16 protein-coding genes are annotated in these 18725 nt (G+C 45.2%); 3 read left to right on the top strand and 13 right to left on the bottom strand.

Annotation, left to right across the window (positions count from 1 at the left end; translation table 11 throughout):
- Window positions 1-52: 52 nt before the first annotated feature.
- The 5 genes from rbsB to ACRRS1_RS18095 all read right to left on the bottom strand — a co-directional run bounded on the left by rbsB (window position 53) and on the right by ACRRS1_RS18095 (window position 4387).
- On the bottom strand, window positions 53-928 hold the full coding sequence (rbsB, locus tag ACRRS1_RS18115) for a ribose ABC transporter substrate-binding protein RbsB (RefSeq protein WP_432451788.1): 876 nt from the start codon (window positions 926-928) through the stop codon (window positions 53-55).
- Between the two features lie 32 nt (window positions 929-960).
- Window positions 961-1947, bottom strand: a complete 987-nt coding sequence (gene rbsC, locus ACRRS1_RS18110; protein WP_432460095.1) for a ribose ABC transporter permease — start codon at window positions 1945-1947, stop codon at window positions 961-963.
- Window positions 1944-3449: a ribose ABC transporter ATP-binding protein RbsA gene (gene rbsA / locus ACRRS1_RS18105; RefSeq protein ID WP_432467221.1), complete on the bottom strand. Its 1506-nt coding sequence runs from the start codon at window positions 3447-3449 to the stop codon at window positions 1944-1946. Before rbsA ends, rbsC begins: the two co-directional genes overlap by 4 nt.
- A 25-nt stretch (window positions 3450-3474) precedes the next feature.
- Complete coding sequence (gene rbsD, locus ACRRS1_RS18100) at window positions 3475-3894, bottom strand: D-ribose pyranase (RefSeq protein WP_432460093.1); 420 nt, start codon at window positions 3892-3894, stop codon at window positions 3475-3477.
- Window positions 3895-4219: 325 nt separating this feature from the next.
- Entirely contained in the window at window positions 4220-4387 is a 168-nt protein-coding gene (locus tag ACRRS1_RS18095; RefSeq protein ID WP_432451792.1) for a DUF3545 family protein, read from the bottom strand.
- 306 nt (window positions 4388-4693) lie between these two features.
- On the opposite strand from ACRRS1_RS18095, the gene ACRRS1_RS18090 reads away from it, so the two are divergent.
- Window positions 4694-6103 (top strand): alanine/glycine:cation symporter family protein, encoded by a 1410-nt coding sequence (locus ACRRS1_RS18090; RefSeq protein ID WP_432451793.1) that lies wholly within the window; start codon window positions 4694-4696, stop codon window positions 6101-6103.
- Between the two features lie 55 nt (window positions 6104-6158).
- Here the strand turns inward: ACRRS1_RS18090 and ACRRS1_RS18085 are convergent, their stop codons facing one another.
- From ACRRS1_RS18085 to clcA, 8 genes are all read right to left on the bottom strand, one after another.
- Window positions 6159-7745 carry a pectate lyase family protein gene (locus tag ACRRS1_RS18085; RefSeq protein WP_432460092.1) on the bottom strand — a complete coding sequence of 529 codons (1587 nt, stop codon included), beginning with the start codon at window positions 7743-7745 and terminating at the stop codon, window positions 6159-6161.
- A gap of 874 nt (window positions 7746-8619) precedes the next feature.
- Window positions 8620-9048 (bottom strand): Holliday junction resolvase RuvX, encoded by a 429-nt coding sequence (ruvX, locus tag ACRRS1_RS18080; RefSeq protein ID WP_432451795.1) that lies wholly within the window; start codon window positions 9046-9048, stop codon window positions 8620-8622.
- A gap of 1 nt (window position 9049) precedes the next feature.
- On the bottom strand, window positions 9050-9613 hold the full coding sequence (locus ACRRS1_RS18075; protein ID WP_432451796.1) for a YqgE/AlgH family protein: 564 nt from the start codon (window positions 9611-9613) through the stop codon (window positions 9050-9052).
- A 15-nt stretch (window positions 9614-9628) separates the two neighbouring features.
- On the bottom strand, window positions 9629-10585 hold the full coding sequence (gshB, locus tag ACRRS1_RS18070; protein WP_432451797.1) for a glutathione synthase: 957 nt from the start codon (window positions 10583-10585) through the stop codon (window positions 9629-9631).
- On the bottom strand, window positions 10586-11317 hold the full coding sequence (gene rsmE / locus ACRRS1_RS18065) for a 16S rRNA (uracil(1498)-N(3))-methyltransferase (protein WP_432451798.1): 732 nt from the start codon (window positions 11315-11317) through the stop codon (window positions 10586-10588). It lies immediately after the preceding gene.
- A gap of 134 nt (window positions 11318-11451) precedes the next feature.
- Complete coding sequence (locus ACRRS1_RS18060; protein ID WP_432467222.1) at window positions 11452-11919, bottom strand: SprT family zinc-dependent metalloprotease; 468 nt, start codon at window positions 11917-11919, stop codon at window positions 11452-11454.
- Between the two features lie 75 nt (window positions 11920-11994).
- Window positions 11995-13146 (bottom strand): methionine adenosyltransferase, encoded by a 1152-nt coding sequence (gene metK, locus ACRRS1_RS18055; protein WP_432451800.1) that lies wholly within the window; start codon window positions 13144-13146, stop codon window positions 11995-11997.
- A 434-nt stretch (window positions 13147-13580) separates the two neighbouring features.
- Window positions 13581-14993 carry a H(+)/Cl(-) exchange transporter ClcA gene (gene clcA / locus ACRRS1_RS18050; protein ID WP_432451801.1) on the bottom strand — a complete coding sequence of 471 codons (1413 nt, stop codon included), beginning with the start codon at window positions 14991-14993 and terminating at the stop codon, window positions 13581-13583.
- A 571-nt stretch (window positions 14994-15564) separates the two neighbouring features.
- On the opposite strand from clcA, the gene tkt reads away from it, so the two are divergent.
- Window positions 15565-17559 (top strand): transketolase, encoded by a 1995-nt coding sequence (tkt, locus tag ACRRS1_RS18045; protein WP_432451802.1) that lies wholly within the window; start codon window positions 15565-15567, stop codon window positions 17557-17559.
- Between the two features lie 90 nt (window positions 17560-17649).
- Complete coding sequence (epd, locus tag ACRRS1_RS18040) at window positions 17650-18681, top strand: erythrose-4-phosphate dehydrogenase (RefSeq protein WP_432451805.1); 1032 nt, start codon at window positions 17650-17652, stop codon at window positions 18679-18681.
- Window positions 18682-18725: the final 44 nt, after the last annotated feature.

The following is an 18725-nucleotide window of genomic DNA, read 5'->3' as shown; positions in this document are numbered from 1 at the left end:
TCTGCTCAGTTCCGGTTGATTATTTAGCTGTAAGTAAAGTGCTTCTTTAGGCTTATTTTGTGACCACTTTTAAAGGGACTGGAATGTATTTCTCTACCGTTTCACCTTTTAACATTCTATCAGCAGTCTCAATCCCTAGGGCTCCAATTTTTTCAGGCTGTTGGGCAATCGTTGCTGCCATCAAACCGCGTTTTACTGCAGCAATACCGTCGTCGGTGCCATCAAAACCAACGATTAGTACTTTTTTGCCTGAGGCTTGTACCGCACGCAAAGCGCCTAACGCCATTTCATCGTTTTGCGCAAATACAGCCTTAACATCAGGATTTGCAGCAAGCATATTTTCCATCACGTTCAGCCCTTTGGTGCGATCAAAGTCAGCTGGTTGGCTACCGAGTAACTGCATTTTGCTGCTTTCGACCGCTTGCATAAAACCTTGGCCACGCTCGCGTGCCGCGGAGGTTCCTGCGATCCCTTCTAGCTGAATTACTTTTGCAGTTGCGCCAGCCTGCTGCACTATAAATTCACCTGCCATTTTTCCGCCCGCGACATTGTCTGAAGCGATATGGCTGACCACATCGCCACGGCTAGCACCGCGATCGAGCGTTAATACTGGAATTTTGGCGTGATTGGCGATGCGGATTGCGTTTGAGACCGCATCGGAGTCAGTTGGGTTGATCAGAATTGCTTTTACACCACGTACTGTTAAGTCTTCCACGTTGGAAAGCTCGCGGCTTGGGTCATTCTGTGAATCCAAGACCAACAGATCGTAACCGAGTTGTTTAGCCTTTGCTTCAGCACCATCTTTCATCGATACGAAAAATGGATTATTTAGGGTTGATACCACCATCGCGAGAGTATCGGCGGCGGCGGTGGTGCTGATCGCAGTACCAAGTACAGCCATAGAAAGTAATGTCGTGAGCTTGTTCATAACGATGTTCCTTGTAGTTGAGGTTCTATCTATTATTTGTTTTTGTTGTCTACCATGACTGCCAATAAAATCACCGATGCTTTGGCGATCATTTGGAAGTACGAAGATACGTCTAATAAATTTAAGGCATTGTTTAAAAAACCAATGATTAAGGCGCCAATAAGGGTACCCATAATCCGTCCTTTCCCACCCATTAAACTGGTTCCACCTAATACCACGGCAGCGATTGCGTCTAACTCGTAGCCCATTCCTGCGGTTGGTTGAGCCGAGGAGAGCCGAGAGGTGACGATCAAGCCAGCTAAGGCTGCAAGTAGTCCACAAATGGCGTAAACACCAATTTTTACGCGATCTACATTGATTCCAGAAAGGCGAGTCGCCGCCTCGTTGCCACCGAGTGCATACACATAGCGACCAAAGCGGGTGTGATTTAGTAGGTACCAAACCGCAGCAAATACCAATGCCATTAACCAAATAGGCACAGGGATCCCCAGCATATAACCAGTACCGAACCATGCGAAGCTATCGGCAACGTCGGTAAAGCCTGTAGAGATGGGGCGGCCATCGGTGTACACCATGGTCACACCGCGTAGTAAAGTCATGGTGACTAAGGTTGCGATGAAAGCTTGAACCTTTCCTTTCGCAATAATCAGTCCACTCACCGCACCTAAAGCTGTTCCCGCTAACAGTGCGGCTGGCACCGCGATGTAAACGGGGATTTCCAAGCCAATCATTGAGGCGGCAAAGGCTCCACAGAGGGCTAAGATAGAGCCGACACTTAAGTCAATCCCTGCGGTTAAAATCACTAGTGTCATGCCAACCGCAATAATGGCGTTAACAGAGGTTTGCCGAAGAATATTAAGGAGGTTATCTAGGGTAAAAAAATTGGGATTTAGTATTGAAACGACGACGATGAGTAAAATCAGCGCAATCAACGATTTTTGCTCAATTAACCAATGCTTACTAAATATGCTTGATGTTTGGGCTTGGGGGCTTTGTTTCGCTAGGGCTTTGCTGTTCATGCTGCGTCCTCATTAATTTTTTTACCAACAGCGCAGGCCATTAGTGTCTCTTGATCGGCTTGTTCGGCGCTAAATTCACCGCTTATGGTGCCTTCGTGCATCACCAATATTCGGTCACTCATGCCCAGTACTTCAGGCATTTCTGAAGACACTAAAATAATGCTCATGCCTTCAGCCTTAAATTGATTGATTAATTGGTAGATCTCTTTTTTGGCGCCGACGTCTACGCCGCGGGTGGGTTCGTCTAAAATCAGGATTTTTGGACGGGTCATCAAGCCTTTTGCTATCGCTACTTTCTGTTGGTTGCCGCCTGATAAATTACCGATGATTTGTTCACGGCTGGGGGTTTTGATATTGAACAGCGTGATAAAGTCTTCGACGGCGATAATTTCATCGCCATGCTTCAATTGTGGCCCATTAGAAAGTTGTTTCAGGCAAGATAGAGACATATTTTCTTTGACCGATAGCCCCAAAACTAAGCCTTCTTTTTTGCGGTCTTCCGAGATGTAAGCGATGCCTAAGGCCAAGCCTTCTTGTGGGCTGCAAGGGTGAATGGCTTTTCCTTCTAAATAGACTTCACCAGAATCACGGTTGAGGGCACCATAGATCACCTTCATCAATTCAGTTCGACCTGCGCCCATCAAACCAGAGATACCGAGAATTTCGCCTTTATTTAAGTGGAAACTGACTTGACGTATGCCGGAGCCACTTAAGCCTTTTAGTTCAAGGCAGGTATTGCCATGCTGGTAGTTGATACGAGGGAATTGCTCATCAAGACGACGCCCCACCATCATTTCAATCATGCTATCTTCGTCGATATCGTCAATGCTGCGTTGACCTATAAATTTGCCGTCACGCAGCACCGTAATGTCATCGCAAATCTCAAATATTTCTTTTAAACGGTGGGAAATATAAACAATGCCGCAGCCCTGGTTTCGGAGCTCTTTGATCACGGCAAATAAAGCTTCGGTTTCGGTGTCGGTGAGAGCATCGGTGGGCTCATCCATGATGATCACCTTGGATTCAAAGGACAGCGCCTTGGCGATTTCGACCATTTGTTGTTCACCTAAACTAATCGAACCCAGCAATTGTTTGGCGCTGTGTTGAATTTTGAGACGAGCCAATAGTCGGTCGGCTTGTTGATACATGAGTGGCCAATTGATTCCGCCAAAGACATAAGTAGGTTCTCTACCTAAAAAGATATTCTCGGCAATACTTAGCTCAGGGATCAGGTTGAGCTCCTGATGAATGATACTAATACCTGCGCTTTGCGATGCGCGAGGGCCATCAAAACTGACTGGTTTATTTTGATAGTTAATCTTGCCGCTATCGAGGCTATAAATACCGGTGAGCACCTTCATTAAGGTGGATTTTCCTGCACCGTTCTCACCTAATAAGGCCATTACCTTACCGGGATAAACACGCAAGCTAGCGCCATCTAAGGCTTTCACGCCAGGAAAGCTCTTTTCGATATTGTTGAGTTCTAGGATCGGCTGAGTCATGAAAGCTCCAGATTCGGATAAAGGGCTAAAACACCACGCCTGCGTGGAAAATAACATTGGCGTAAGGGGTGAATTCGCCAGTTCTGACGACGGCTTTTGCACTTGCTGTTTGTTGTTTAAAAGTCTCATGACTCAGCAAATTAAGGCGGATTAACTGACCCGATAATTGCTCTTGTTGTTGGATTAGCTGGAGCAACTGTGCATGCAACTGTGGGCTATGGCTCAAGGTTTCTTCGGCGAGAGTCACGGCTTCAATTTGCATTTCACCAAGTACCGCTTTAACGGTGTCAATAAAGCTAGGAATGCCTTTAGTTAATGCGAGATCAAGGCGTTGGCAGCTGTCGGGGATTGGTAGGCCAGCGTCGCCGATACAGAGCTGATCTTGATGGCCCAATTTGGCGATAATGTAAGACAGTTCAGCATTGAGTAGGGGTGCTTTTTTCATGATAGTTATCATCTCTGTCAGTGATTAGGGAACGATTTTTATTTAGATTTACTCTTCATCGAAACGTTTGCGCAAACGTTTCGATGAAGAATTTAGCGCTAATTATTATAATTTGCATGTGTCGTTTGCAGTTCTTGAGGCTTAGCTCACGCTTTTTTTGTAGGCGAGATCAGGTGAGTCGTAAAAATTGACAAATAGTTTAACTTTTGTGCCGCAGAGGATGAGTCTTCGATGATTTCTCCCTTCCGTTGAAGGGGGGCTGTTGCGAATATAATAAAAACCCGGCTTAACCGGGTTTCCTGTCATATTCGTATTTCGTCACAGATTAATATTCGTATTCGGTATGAAGATCGAAACTATGGTCGATTGACTGTAGTTCCTTCTGTAAGCGGATTTTATCTTTTATTGCCTCAATTTCTCGCCATTTGCGCTTTTTGTTTGAGCTGCGAGAAGCCTTGCTGGTTTCAACAGTATCCAAGTCTAGCCTATCCATGGTTATCTCCTTGTATGTTGTTGCAGTTAATAAGTACCACAGGTTCAATGAAAGTAAAATACCAATGTTACAAAAAAGTTTCTGAGCTGCATTTTTTTGACTATAAATCGCAAAACATATAGCTATTTTGTAGGATTAAAGTGGTTGTTTTATAGCGTTAATGCCTTTTATTTATATATATGCACTTTTTTATCTTGTTTTTGTTATATATCAAAGCATGGTTATTGGTGCCTCTCTAAACTTCGCCTCCGCAAAAGTATGTTGAAGGTATGACATCAACGTCCAAAAAAGAGGTAAATAATAGGTATGAATGAAGTTATAAACTGGATGAATGATGTACTTTGGGGAAATCTACTAATTTATATATTGGTTGGCTCAGGGGTGTTATTTACGATTAGAACTGGGTTCATTCAGATTAGACATTTTGGCCACATGTTCTCAGTGATGAAGTCTAGCCGTAAGGGCGATGCTAGTGGTATTTCTTCTTTTCAGGCCTTATGTACGAGTTTAGCCGCGCGAGTCGGCACTGGTAACCTCGCTGGGGTTGCCGTGGCTATCACACTGGGTGGCCCGGGCGCGGTATTTTGGATGTGGTTAATTGCTTTCCTGGGCATGGCGACTAGTTTTGCAGAGAGTAGCCTTGCGCAGTTGTATAAAGTAAAAGATAGCGATGGTAACTTTCGTGGTGGTCCATCTTATTACATGGAACAAGGCTTAGGAAAACGCTGGATGGGCGTGGTTTTTGCCATCTGCCTGATAGTTGCCTTTGGTCTGGTTTTTAATGCGGTGCAAGCCAATTCTATCGCTTCCGCTCTCAATGAAGCTTTTGGATTCGATAAGGTCTTGGTGGGCCTGGTATTAGTGGCGGCGGCAGCCTTGATCATTTTTGGCGGGATCCGCAGTGTCGCTCGATTCGCGGAACTGGTGGTGCCCGTGATGGCTTTAGCCTACGTTTTAGTTGCCTTGGTGGTTGTGGTAATCAACATCGATAAGATGCCTGAGGTGTTTAGTCTTATTTTCCGCTCGGCCTTTGGTTTTGAAGAGGCGGGAGCTGGTGCTTTCGCTGCCGCAATGATGAATGGTATCAAACGAGGATTGTTTTCCAACGAAGCAGGCATGGGCAGCGCACCGAATGCGGCTGCAACCGCGACGCCTTATCCTCCGCATCCGGCTTCCCAGGGGTATGTGCAAATGTTGGGGGTATTTATCGATACTATTGTCATTTGCACTGCCACTGCGGCGATTATTTTGCTGAGTTATAATGAGTCTCTTGCGGGTGGCGGGATTGCGCTCACTCAACAAGCGCTTAGTAGTCAAGTTGGTGCTTGGGGGAGCTATTTTGTTGGTGTTGCGATCATCTTTTTTGCTTTCACTTCAATTGTCGGGAATTATTCTTACGCAGAGACTAACCTGATTTTTCTTGAGCATAATCATAAAGCTGGTTTGTGGATCTTTCGTCTATTGGTGTTGGCGATGGTGATGTTTGGTGCGGTGGTTAAAATTGATATTATTTGGAACCTGGCCGATGTATCCATGGGACTGATGGCAATTGTTAACCTCGTGGCGATCCTGATGTTGTCGGGCGTTGTGGTTAAGCTGGCAAAAGATTATAACCGTCAACTAGATGCGGGTAAGCTTCCTTGCTTTGATAGTAAGGACCATCCAGAATTGCAAAAGCAAATTGATCCAGAAATTTGGTCGAATCCGCAATCATAATTGTATTCAATTAATAAAAAAAAGCCTCGAATCTTTCGAGGCTTTTTTGAATGAATTATTTAGGAACAGAAATATTTAGTTTTCCGATGCCTGCATTGTCCAGCACATAATCTTTAACCACCGATGGATTACGGCCCACTGTATAGTTATAAGGAGGGGTCCAATCTAACTGGTTGGTACAAGTTTCTAATGCCCAACTCGCTGGCTCTTTATTTGCCAGGGCTGCTTTTTCTTTTTCTTTTGTTTGTAGCTCGGTACATTTATCTAAGGCTATTTGATTTAATTCTGTAGCGGGCTCATCATTAAACCAAGAGCCATTGTCTTTAAATTTACTTCCTTTATAAGCACCAATAATTGTGCTTTCTTCTGCCCCACTTCCTTGGAAATCAAATACATTACTTTCAGAAAGTATCGATGATCCATAACCCATTCCAATGGCATACAGAATGGGGTAATCGGCGTCAGTTGCACCTTGATGATAGTTATTAATTAAATGAACTTTGCCAAAGCGTACTCGTGGAGTGCGTTGTTTATTGTTCTTCCAATAGTTACCTTCGAAGGTAATACGATAGTCTCCGGTATCGCCATCTCCAGAGCCGATGATCATTGTCTTATCGTGTTCTGAAAAAATATTATAAGAGAGAGTAATATAATCGGAGTCATCTTCTATATCTAACAAGCCATCATGGCGTTGGACATGTTTACCGAAAATATTCTCTTCGTCTTTGTCAAGGTGGTCTCCATCAGAAAATGAACAATGGTCAATCCATATGTTATTACTGGCATTAATCGATACGGCATCATACCGAGCATTCCAATTACCAGAGTCACCATCGCCAGCATCCCACGCAGGAGCAAAATCACGGGGAGCTTGGAAAGTGATATTGCGAATAATAATGTTGCTGTTATCTGTGCGATCAAAGGTATGGCTCAGTGTATTTAGAGATAAATAGCCTTCAATTAACTTGGCATCATTGCCGACCCCTAACAGAGTCGTATTGGGTGGTACTTGAAATTGAATTTGTGATTTTTGATTATTGGCATATTGAGAACGTTGACCATTCTGTCTTTTTAACAGGTCAAGCTCCGTTTTAGCGGCCTCCGCATCAGCGCCATTTGCGTCGATGGTCGCTTGCAATTCATCGCGATAATCTTGGTCGAAAGCCTTCACATAGAGATCAAAATCAAATTTAGTTCTATTTGGTTTGGACTTATAGTATTCGGCATCCGCATAGCTACCATCGCTTAATTCATCACCGCGAATCGTACCTTGCCAATAGATGATTTTGGGCTCAAGTTTGGCTTTCAATTCGGCAGCACTATCTCCGGAAATATAGTTTTCGCTATTAATGTTATTCAGTGCATCTCTTAATTCTTGACGGCTAGAAACGACATAAATACTGTCTTCAGTGGCACCTGCGCCACCAGTAATTTGATGAGCATTACCGTCTGGATCTTTATATTGCGTAACCCAGCCAAAGGGAGCATTTTTAACTTGTAGATCTTGTTGCTGACTAGCATCATCCTTTCCATCAGCGGTGTATTCAATACTATCATTACATCCGGTGAGTAATAAACTGGATGTGATTAAGGCAAGGGTACTTAGGCGTAGAGTATTATTATTTATTTTTTTATAAGACATTTTATTTTTCCAGCATCCTCATGAACTTCGCGAATGTTTGATGTAAGTGGTCTTTAAATTTGTGATTAAATTTATTGGCTTGTTTTACAGGTAACATGACACTTCAATCGGTGCTTTTAGTCGTTAATATTAGTCATCAGTGTGACGCGTTCATTTGTAATATAATAATCTCTTAATATTTTTTTGTGATGAATGTCTTTGTATTTATTAAAATGAGCTAACACATTAATTTTATTGTATTAATTTCTAGTTTCATCACATATTTAGGGAAATATTTAGCGGATAGTTTTGGTTGTTTTTTGACCGGCGGGTTCGGGGTATCGACTTGATATATGTATGAGAGTGTTTTTATTCAATTTTTTACAGCTTTGTCATGAATTAAAAATTTTATGATCTCAACGTTATAAATAGGGGCTTTAAATATACTCGGTATATCGGATGACTTGTTTGAGATATGCTTGCTCGGTGTTTGAAATTGCCTGTGGGCAAATTGATTTTGCGCATTTATTCGCCTGATATTTGTGACGTTAATAACAGCTAATTGAATGATGATTGATATTTTCGCTGCGAACCACACCGCTTTCCGTTCATGAGAGGTTTAGCTGTTCTTTATGCGAGCAAGGAGTGAGTGGGAGAGCGCCTCGTATCATACCAATCTAGCTAATTATCAGTTCATTTTGCGGGCCTAAATCAGTGCTAATTACGTTATTCATCTTGTAATTAGATTCACTCGTTACTGCAGTTTATGCCTCGTTATCGACAACTTTATTTTGCGCAATAAATAGGTCATATCATGAATCAGATTGGTAGCAGTGGATCGCGTCCCTTGCTCTCATCGGCTTAAGTTGTTTCGCCGGATTTAAGGCTTAGGCGCTCAAACTTGTTCTGAACACCAGCTTTCAAAGATTAAGGCGGCCGCGAGGCTATCGACAGCACCTTTTTCTAGCGCCTTGTAACCACCTAATTCAAACAGTTTTTCCTTGGCATCAACGGTGGTTAGACGCTCGTCCTGCAGCGCAATGGGATAGCCGAATCGCCCATGTAAGCGATTGGCGAATTTTTTTGCACGGGTGGTCAGCTCCTGCTCACTGCCGTCCATGTTGAGGGGTAAGCCGATAACCAGCAGGTCGGGTAGCCATTGTGCCAGTAGTTTTTCCACCGTTTGCCAGTTGGGGATACCATCCTGAGCTTTGAGCGCTGCCAACGGTTTGCCGCTGGCGGTGAGCTCTTGGCCGATAGCTACCCCGATACTCTTGGTGCCAAAATCAAAGGCTAATACCGAACGTTCTCCAGCTCTTGCCATGTTAGGCGTGCCCCACTTCACTGGACAGTTGCCAAACATCGATCCCCAGGCTTTTGGCTGCAGCCTCCCAGCGTTTATTGCTGGGAACCTTGAAGATGATTTCGCTATTGGCTGGCAGGGTAAGCCAATAATTATCGGCAATCTCTTGTTCTAATTGACCCGCCTCCCAGCTGGCATAACCTAAGGTGACGATGTAATCCGAAGGCTGGGCGTCTGTACCAAGTGTGTCTAATACGTCTTTGGAGGTGGTGACCATCAGATCGTCGCTTACTTTCAAGCTGCTGCTAAAGCCATGCATGGATGAATGCAACACAAATCCACGCTCCAGAGCCACCGGTCCACCTTGGTATACCGGGCGGTCTAGATGCTCTCGATGTACTTCGGTAGCGTCATGTAGTTCGATTTGTGCCAGTAGTGATTCGACCGAGAGATCCACTGGTACATTAATGACTAAGCCCATCGCGCCCTGTTCATTATGCTCACAGATATAAACCACCGCTCGTTTAAAAAACGGGTCATTCAGGCTAGGCATCGCTAATAAGAACTGGTTTTGCAGTGTATTCATGGCTGACCACTTCACTTAGGTTGATACTATAAGTTTAGCTTCAATGGCATCCATTAACTTGCCTGTAATCGAAATATTGAAGGCTGCTTCTATTTCTTTAATACAAGTCGGGCTGGTGACGTTAATTTCGGTGACTTTATCACCAATCACATCGAGGCCGACAAATACCAGCCCTCTGGCTTTGAGTTCTGGGCCAATTGCGTTTGCTATTTTCCAGTCACTCTCTGATAGCGGTTGAGCCACACCGCGTCCGCCCGCGGCTAAATTACCGCGAGTTTCACCTTCTGAAGGGATCCTTGCTAGGCAATAGGGCATCGGCTCGCCATCCACGATTAAGATCCGTTTGTCGCCGTCGACAATTTCAGGAATAAAACACTGAGCCATGCAGTACTCTTGACCGTGGTTGGTTAAGGTTTCGAGGATCACGCCAACATTGGGATCGCCTTGTTTTAAGCGAAATATCGAAGCGCCGCCCATCCCATCCAGTGGCTTCATGATCACATCTTGATGTTGTTGATGGAAAGCTTTCAGACGCTTCATGTCACTGCTGACCAGGGTTGTCGGAGTGAATTCGGCAAACCAGGCGGTAAATAGTTTTTCGTTGGCATCGCGTAAGCTTTGAGGTTTGTTAATGATTAAACAACCTTCGCTCTCGGCGCGCTCCAAAATGTAGGTGGCGTAGATAAACTCGGTATCAAAGGGGGGATCCTTACGCATCAGGATCACATCTAATTCACTTAAACTTTGATCGACTTCTGGGCCTAATTCAAACCAAGACTGGGCATTTTCTTGGACTGCCAAAGGGCGCATAGCGGCTGCTGCGCGACCATTTTCCAGATACAAGTCTTGCATTTCCATGTAATAGATTTGATAGCCACGTGCTTGCGCTTCCATCAACATGGCGAAGCTTGAGTCTTTCTTAATATTGATTTGGGTGATGGGGTCCATCACGATCCCGAGTTTAATACTCATTTATGCTAAGTCTCCAAATTGACATTGCAAAGCCGTTATTGCTGTTAGTGCGGCAGTTTCGGTGCGCAGCACTCGTGGACCGAGTAGGGTCTCTTGAAAGTGATGCTGGTTACAGACCGCAATTTCTTGCTCTGTGAGCCCTCCCTCGGGCCCGATCAACAATCTTACGCCATGCAGCGGAATGGGGAGGGTCTTAATGCTATATGGGGCCTTTGGATGCAAATTCAACTTCATTGCTTGACTGTTTTCACCAGCCCACTGCTCAAAACTCTGTAGTTCGGCGATCTCGGGTACGACACTGCGCCCTGATTGTTCACAGGCGGCAATCGCGATTTTTTGCCATTGTTGGCGTTTTTTCTCAAAACGCTCTTGGTTAAGTTTGACCCCACAGCGCTCACTGGTGAGTGGGGTGATTTTATTGACCCCCAGTTCCACCGATTTTTGAATGGTAAATTCCATGCGGTCACCGCGGGAAATCACTTGTCCTAAATGGATCCTGAGGGGGGATTCGCTGGCATTAAGTTGTTGCGTTAATATTTTTACACTCACCTGCTTCTTGCCGCTACTTTCGATACTTGCGGAGTAATTGTTGCCGTCGCCATTAAATAGCTCTAAGTGTTGGCCTGCTGTCATCCGTAATACTCGACCGACATGGTTGGCGGCCTCGCTATCTAATTCAACGATTTGCTGAACGTTGAGTGGGGAGGGTTGATAAATACGAGGAATACGCATGCTAAGTGTCGGCTCCTGAGCGAGTGAAAATTGAAGCAAATAAGGTTGTTAAGGATAAACTGTTCGTCGCTCGAAGCCTAGCCTGCAAATCGTTGCGGTTGTTAGTGCTGCTCATTTGGCTGGCAAGTTATGGTTTATTGAGCAACCAAGGTTTGTTTACAGCGTTTACATTGATAGCGAGCCCCTTGCAGTACTTTATTATGACTGCGGATCCCCAATTGATGGTTTTGGCACTGGCAGCGATACATCACCGTGCTTAGCTCGAGAGTTTCTAGGGAGTAACGATGGGTGGTTGTAGGTGAGCAGTGGAACACCTGTTGCATCAAGGTTTGCCATTCTTTGCCGTGTGGTTTGATTCGACCATAGAGGGCGTGGCAAATTAGATGAGCCACTTCGTGAGGCACGGTTTGAGCGAGGAAGTGTTGTGGTTGTTGTTGGTAAAAATGCTGATTAAAGCGTAGTCGCCATTGAATTAGGTTGGCGCTGCCCGCAACTTTACTGCGACGTGCCGATAACACGATTTCTGGTCGTGTAAATGCACGTTGATAGAAGCGTTCTGCTTGTTGAAAGCAAGCTTCAACCTGTTGCGAAAGTTGTTGCACCTTAAGATCCAAAAAGCCGAAAGGATAATCGCTGATTATACGCTTTCGGCTGCTTCAAGCTAGTGAAGCTTGGGTTTATAGGCCAGCATCGGCTTTCAGGGCTTCGGCTTTATCGGTTTGTTCCCATGGGAACTCGTTGCGACCAAAGTGACCATAAGCGGCTGTGGCTTGATAGATGGGGCGCTCCAGGTCGAGCATTTTCAAAATACCATAAGGGCGAAGGTCGAAATGCTTGCGTACCAAGGCAATCAATTTGTCTTCAGCGAGTTTACCACTACCAAAGGTTTCGATACTAATAGAAGTCGGCTCGGCGACTCCAATCGCATAAGACACTTGAATCTCACAACGCTCTGCTAAACCTGCTGCGACAATATTCTTGGCGACATAACGGCCTGCATAAGCGGCACTACGATCCACTTTTGATGGATCTTTACCGGAGAAAGCCCCCCCGCCATGACGCGCCATGCCGCCATAGGTATCCACAATGATCTTACGGCCAGTTAAGCCACAGTCGCCCATTGGCCCACCAATGACAAAACGACCTGTGGGGTTGATATGGTACTGGGTTTTGTCATTGAGCCACTGTGCTGGAAGCACTGGTTTAATGATTTCTTCCATTACCGCTTCACGCAAATCTTCGGTGGAAATGCTGTCGCAATGTTGGGTCGAAAGGACTACTGCATCGATCCCGGTAATGATGCCATTCTCATAAGCAAAGGTAACTTGAGATTTTGCATCTGGGCGCAACCAGCTTAAGACTCCATTCTTGCGAACCTCTGCTTGGCGTTTGACTAGTAGGTGAGAGTAGGTAATAGGTGCTGGCATAAGCACATCGGTTTCGTTGGTCGCATAACCAAACATTAAACCTTGGTCTCCGGCACCTTGTTCTTCTGGTCGAGCACGGTCAACGCCTTGGTTGATGTCTGGAGATTGTTTCCCAACCACGTTTAATACCGCACAAGAATCTGCATCGAAACCCATGTCGGAGTGGGTATAACCGATTTCTCGTACCGTTGAGCGAGCTAATTCTTCAATATCCACCCAGGCTGAGGTTGTGATTTCCCCGCCAACCATCACCATGCCCGTTTTGACGTAAGTCTCACAAGCTACACGGGCTTTGGGATCCTGGGTTAAAATTGCGTCCAATACAGCGTCAGAAATTTGATCTGCAATTTTGTCTGGATGCCCTTCAGACACTGATTCTGAAGTAAACAAGTGTGTAGTCATGTGATTGGACTCTCTTAGAATGTAATGTTGATGACGTATAGATGGATGACCATCTGGACGTCTATTCTAGTTTCGCTGACTTTATTTTTCCACTCTATTCGCTCATTAAATCATGAATCTGCGAATAATCTGTGAGAATGGCTACCCTCGCGACTGAATCAGGGGGCTTGCAGCAATACTGTTACCGGGCTTAAAGCCCACTTTACTGATGATTTTTATTTGGGAAGCGCTGAATCAAATGTTATGTACCATATAACAAGTCGCTGCTGAGTGTTGCCGACGAGGGACGAAAAGAACAAGCTCAGCAATTGTGCTATCGTTCTTGGCGATGACTTTAACTTTGGGCTCGTGCTTTCCGATGTGATGGCTGTATATCTGGGTCATTTACTATTTTGAACCGTAATGCCTGATCCTTACGCACAGCGATTGCGAGTTTAGCTTGTTTTACTATCCTCGTGACTTTCGTTGATCTGACGTTTGATTTCAGGATTGTTACGCAGTGATTGCTTCAATAGTTCAGAATATAGTGATTTCCCTTTCAAGGCTTGGGCAATGAAGGTCGCTCCTAAACAAGTAACCAGTAACGGCAAAATGAGCTGGTAGTTATCGGTCATCTCAACCACTAAAATGATGCCGGTGACTGGCGCTCGAACTGTTGCGGCAAACAGAGCCCCCATGCCAGCAATGGCAAAGATGCCTGGTTCAGGAACCAGGTCAGGAAAATAACTTGCCATTAAGCTGCCATATGCTAATCCAAGCAGAGTGCCCAGTGCGAGCATGGGAGAGAATACTCCCCCAGGTGCAGCCGAACCAAAACTCGCAATGGTCGTAAATAAGCGAAGCACAAACAATAACAGGCAAACACCCCAAACAATTGGATTTCTAAACAACTCGGTGATGAGTTCTACTCCGCCGCCGGTGATATCGGGAACCAAGCTTTGCAGGGTCGCAAATACTGCACCAAATGCCGCACCTGTCATCACGATCCGCGAAATTCGGTTTTTTTGGAGCTGTTGTACTTTAGCCGTGGTACTCAAGACCCAACGGTTAAAGTTAACGCCAACAATACCAAAAATAATTCCTAGTAAAGCGAATAACCACAGAGAGTTGAGTGCTGGAATCGAAAAGTTCGGAATATCCATCACTGCCGATTGGCCATGAATCGAGCGCATCACAATGGTTGCCGCGGCGCTAGACAAGGTGACGCATTTGAATGAGGTAATGCTATAGCGAAATTGCGGCCGCATCTCTTCAATTACAAATAGCACGCCGGCCAAAGGGGCGTTAAAGGCGGCCGCTAAACCAGCGGCAGCACCCGCCGCTGTTAAGATATGGGTGGCGTGTTGATAACGTTTGGCCCTGCCGGCAAACATTCGACCTACCGAACCACCGATTTGAATCGAAGGACCTTCTCTTCCAAGTACCATTCCGGAACTGATGGTGAGCGCCCCAGCGAAGAACTTTATCGGTAGCACTCGACGCCAACGGATATCATGTAAGCCATCCAGAGCGCCTTCTAAGTGCGGGATCCCGCTTCCTGAAGCTTCCGGCGCAAAGCGAGCCGTTAACCAAAATCCCAAGGCGGTGATCAGAGCGCCAATCAAGGCACCTGCGATAATACTTAAGAAAGGACTTAGCGAAGCGCTCTCGACTAAGTGAATCCGAAAGTCACCAACCCAATTAATCAGTTCTTCAAACATCGCGATCACTAAACCGACGGTTGCGCCAACAAAGCCAGAAAGAGCAATCAGAACCATGTAATCGTATTGGGTGGTAAAGAATTTAGGGGTGGTTCGGTGCTTGATTAATCCACCTTGAAAAAACCGAAAGTTGGGAGACTTAGGCATTTTAAATCTAAAACCTTAATAGCAAGAATGACTTCAACGTATGAATAATTATTCATACGTCCATAAAATTAATCAGCGCTTAGTTGGGGTGAAAGTAAATCACCATGCTGTTTCGTTGGTGCCGACTCAGCGGTTCAAACATATAAAATAAGCTCTTGTCGCAGGTAACGGATGACGAAAATGAATTAAGGGGTGGAGAGGCGTAGAAGCCGATAACTCATCTATCAAAGGAATAATCCGTTATTGCTAATCATTTAATGTTTGATTGTGTTGTCACCACTCCAGAGCGAGGAGTGTGTAACTAGGTTACGTGCTTTTGCGACAGGTTGGTATGATTTTAATCAAAAAAACGTGATCGGTATCACTTAGACATTTTTGCGTTGGGACATTGTCTCTTCGGTTCTGTTATTTGCGCCATTATTTTGAGTAATTGTCCACGTGAGTACCCAATAAGTGGAACTCAGCCATAAATTTACCGATTCTTTTTAGATAATTATTGAGTAACATCGTTGACTTTGTGACAATACGCGCCTCTCGATACCCTATAGCCTATAATTTGCAGGAGAAATTCATGTCTTCTCGTCGTCAACTCGCCAACGCCATTCGTGCTTTAAGTATGGATGCAGTTCAGCAAGCTAACTCTGGTCACCCTGGAGCCCCCATGGGAATGGCTGATATTGCTGAAGTGCTATGGCGCGACTTTTTGAAACATAACCCGAATGACCCAAATTGGGCAGATCGTGACCGCTTTGTTCTATCGAATGGTCATGGCTCGATGTTGTTGTATTCTCTACTGCATCTTTCTGGTTATCAACTGCCTATCGAAGAACTAAAAAACTTTCGCCAATTACATTCTAAAACGCCAGGCCACCCAGAATATGGTTATGCGCCGGGTGTAGAAACCACTACCGGTCCGCTTGGTCAAGGTCTTACCAACGCTGTGGGTATGGCTTTAGCAGAAAAAATATTAGCGGCTCAATTCAACAAAGATGGTTTTCCTGTGGTTGACCATTATACCTACACCTTTCTCGGTGATGGCTGCTTGATGGAGGGGATCTCTCACGAAGCTTGTTCACTTGCTGGTACTCAAGGTTTAGGTAAATTGATTGCCTTTTGGGATGACAATGGCATTTCGATTGATGGTGATGTCGAAGGTTGGTTTACCGACGATACCGTGAAACGTTTCGAAGCTTACGGTTGGCATGTGATTGGTGGTGTCGATGGCCATGATAGCGACGCAATTGCGGCTGCGATTACGGCAGCCAAAGCTGAAACAAGCAAGCCAACCATGATTTGTTGTAAAACTGTGATTGGTTTTGGTTCACCGAATAAATCGGGTAGCCACGATTGTCACGGTGCACCACTTGGTGCTGACGAAATAGCGGCTGCTCGTGAATTTTTAAATTGGCCCTATGCTGCTTTTGAAATTCCTCAAGATATTTATCAAGCTTGGGATGCAAAAGAGGCTGGTGGCTCATCACAATCAGAGTGGAATCAGTTATTTGCTGGCTACGAAGCTGCTTACCCAGCACTTGCGGCCGAGTATAAACGTCGTATGAACGGCGACTTACCAAGTGATTGGACAGCATTTGCTGATTCGTATATTGCTGATTTACAAGCTAACCAAGCTAAAGTCGCGACGCGTCAGTCTTCACAAAAAACCTTAGAAGCTTTTTGTCCTAAATTGCCTGAATTACTGGGTGGCAGCGCAGATTTGGCTCCGTCTAATCTTACGATGTGGTCTGGTTCTCAAGCGGTGACTGCTGAGGACGCTTCCGGTAACTATATGCATTACGGTGTGCGTGAGTTTGGTATGTCGGCAATCATGAATGGTGTGACCTTACATGGTGGTTTAAAAGCTTACGGTGCGACTTTCTTAATGTTTATGGAATACGCACGTAATGCCTTACGCATGGCTGCATTAATGAAGCAACCGACTATTTTTGTGTATACCCATGACTCGATCGGTTTGGGTGAAGATGGTCCAACTCACCAAGCGGTAGAACAAACTGCGAGTTTACGTTTAACCCCCAACATGAGCACTTGGCGTCCCTGTGACTCGGTAGAGTCAGCGGTTGCTTGGCGTCATGCGATTGAACGCAAAGATGGCCCAACATCGTTAATCTTTTCTCGTCAGGGTTTGGCACCGCAAGCGCGTGATGCTCAACAACTGGCTGATGTTGCTCGTGGTGGTTATGTATTGAAAGATTGTGCTGCTACGCCAGAACTTATTTTGATTGCAACGGGTTCCGAAGTTGAACTTGCCGTGGCTGCTTATGAAGAACTGAGCGCTGCAGGTAAGGCTGTTCGAGTAGTTTCTATGCCAGCAACAGATGTTTTTGATGCGCAATCAGCCGAATATCGTGAATCTGTATTGCCTTTCGCAGTCCGTAAACGAATTGCAGTTGAAGCGGGTATCGCCGATTTCTGGCATAAGTATGTTGGTTTCGATGGAAAGGTCTTAGGAATGACCACCTTTGGTGAGTCTGCGCCAGCGGGTGAGCTATTTAAGTTGTTTGGCTTCACTCAAGAGAACCTCGTGAAGATGGCTAACGAACTGTTGTAAGACAGTCGTTAGTTATTATTTATGAGTAAAACCCTCTGAATTATAGAGGGTTTTTTGTTTTGTTGCTTATTTATGGAAATGCAAAATACTATGCAGCATCATCCTATTCGGGTCGCTATTAATGGTTTTGGCAGAATTGGCCGAAGTGTGCTTAGAGCGTTATTTGAGTCTCAGCGACAAGCTCAGATCCAAGTGGTGGCGATTAACGAGTTAGCTAGTCCAGAGGCTATGGCTCATTTACTTAAGTATGATTCTACCCACGGTACTTTTGCTGAACATGTCTCGCTACAGGGGGAATGTTTATCAGTGGCTGGTCAGCAGATCCAGCTGCTGCATAACCGTGAACCAAGTGCTTTGCCGTGGGCTGAGTTTAAGGTGGATATCGTGCTGGAGTGCACCGGACGTTTTAGTTCAGTCGCTGATGCGCAAATGCATATTGACGCTGGCGCTAAAAAAGTATTGTTCTCTCATCCAGCCGATCCTTGCGTTGACCACACGGTAGTCTATGGTGTTAATGAGCATATGCTGAATGCGGCGAGTAAGGTTGTCTCTAACGGCTCTTGTACTACGAACTGTATCGTGCCTGTGATTCAGGTATTGGATGAGGCCTTCGGTGTGGAATGTGGTACTATTACTACAATTCACTCATCCATGAATGACCAACAAGTGATCGATGCTTACCACAGTGACCTGCGTAGAACACGCGCGGCCGGGCAATCAATTATTCCAGTTGATACCAAGCTGGCTAAAGGTGTAGAGCGTATTCTTCCTAAGTTTGCAGGTAAGTTTGAGGCTATCGCTGTGCGGGTGCCAACACAGAATGTTACGGCGATGGACTTGAGTGTAACTTTGTGTAAAAAAGTTACAGTTTCTGATATAAATCAAGCCATTCAAGCGGCAGTTTGCGGTAAATTAGCGGGTATCTTGAGCTATACCGAAGAACCCTTGGTGTCTATCGATTTTAACCACAATAGTCATTCAAGCATTATTGATGGCTCACAAACACGAGTAAGTGGCCAACACTTAGTCAAAGTGTTGGCTTGGTGTGATAACGAATGGGGCTTTGCCAACCGTATGTTAGACACCACCGTTTTAATGAGTCAGATGGAATTATCGGCTTAGCCAAGCGGCTGGGTTGTAAGTTTAATTTAAAACTAAATGAGGAC

Origin of the sequence: Agarivorans sp. Z349TD_8, from assembly GCF_050870825.2 — a bacterium.
Taxonomy (GTDB): Bacteria; Pseudomonadota; Gammaproteobacteria; order Enterobacterales; family Celerinatantimonadaceae; genus Agarivorans.
Note: the sequence above shows the minus strand (reverse complement) of the source record. Positions and strands in the feature narration are given on the sequence as shown.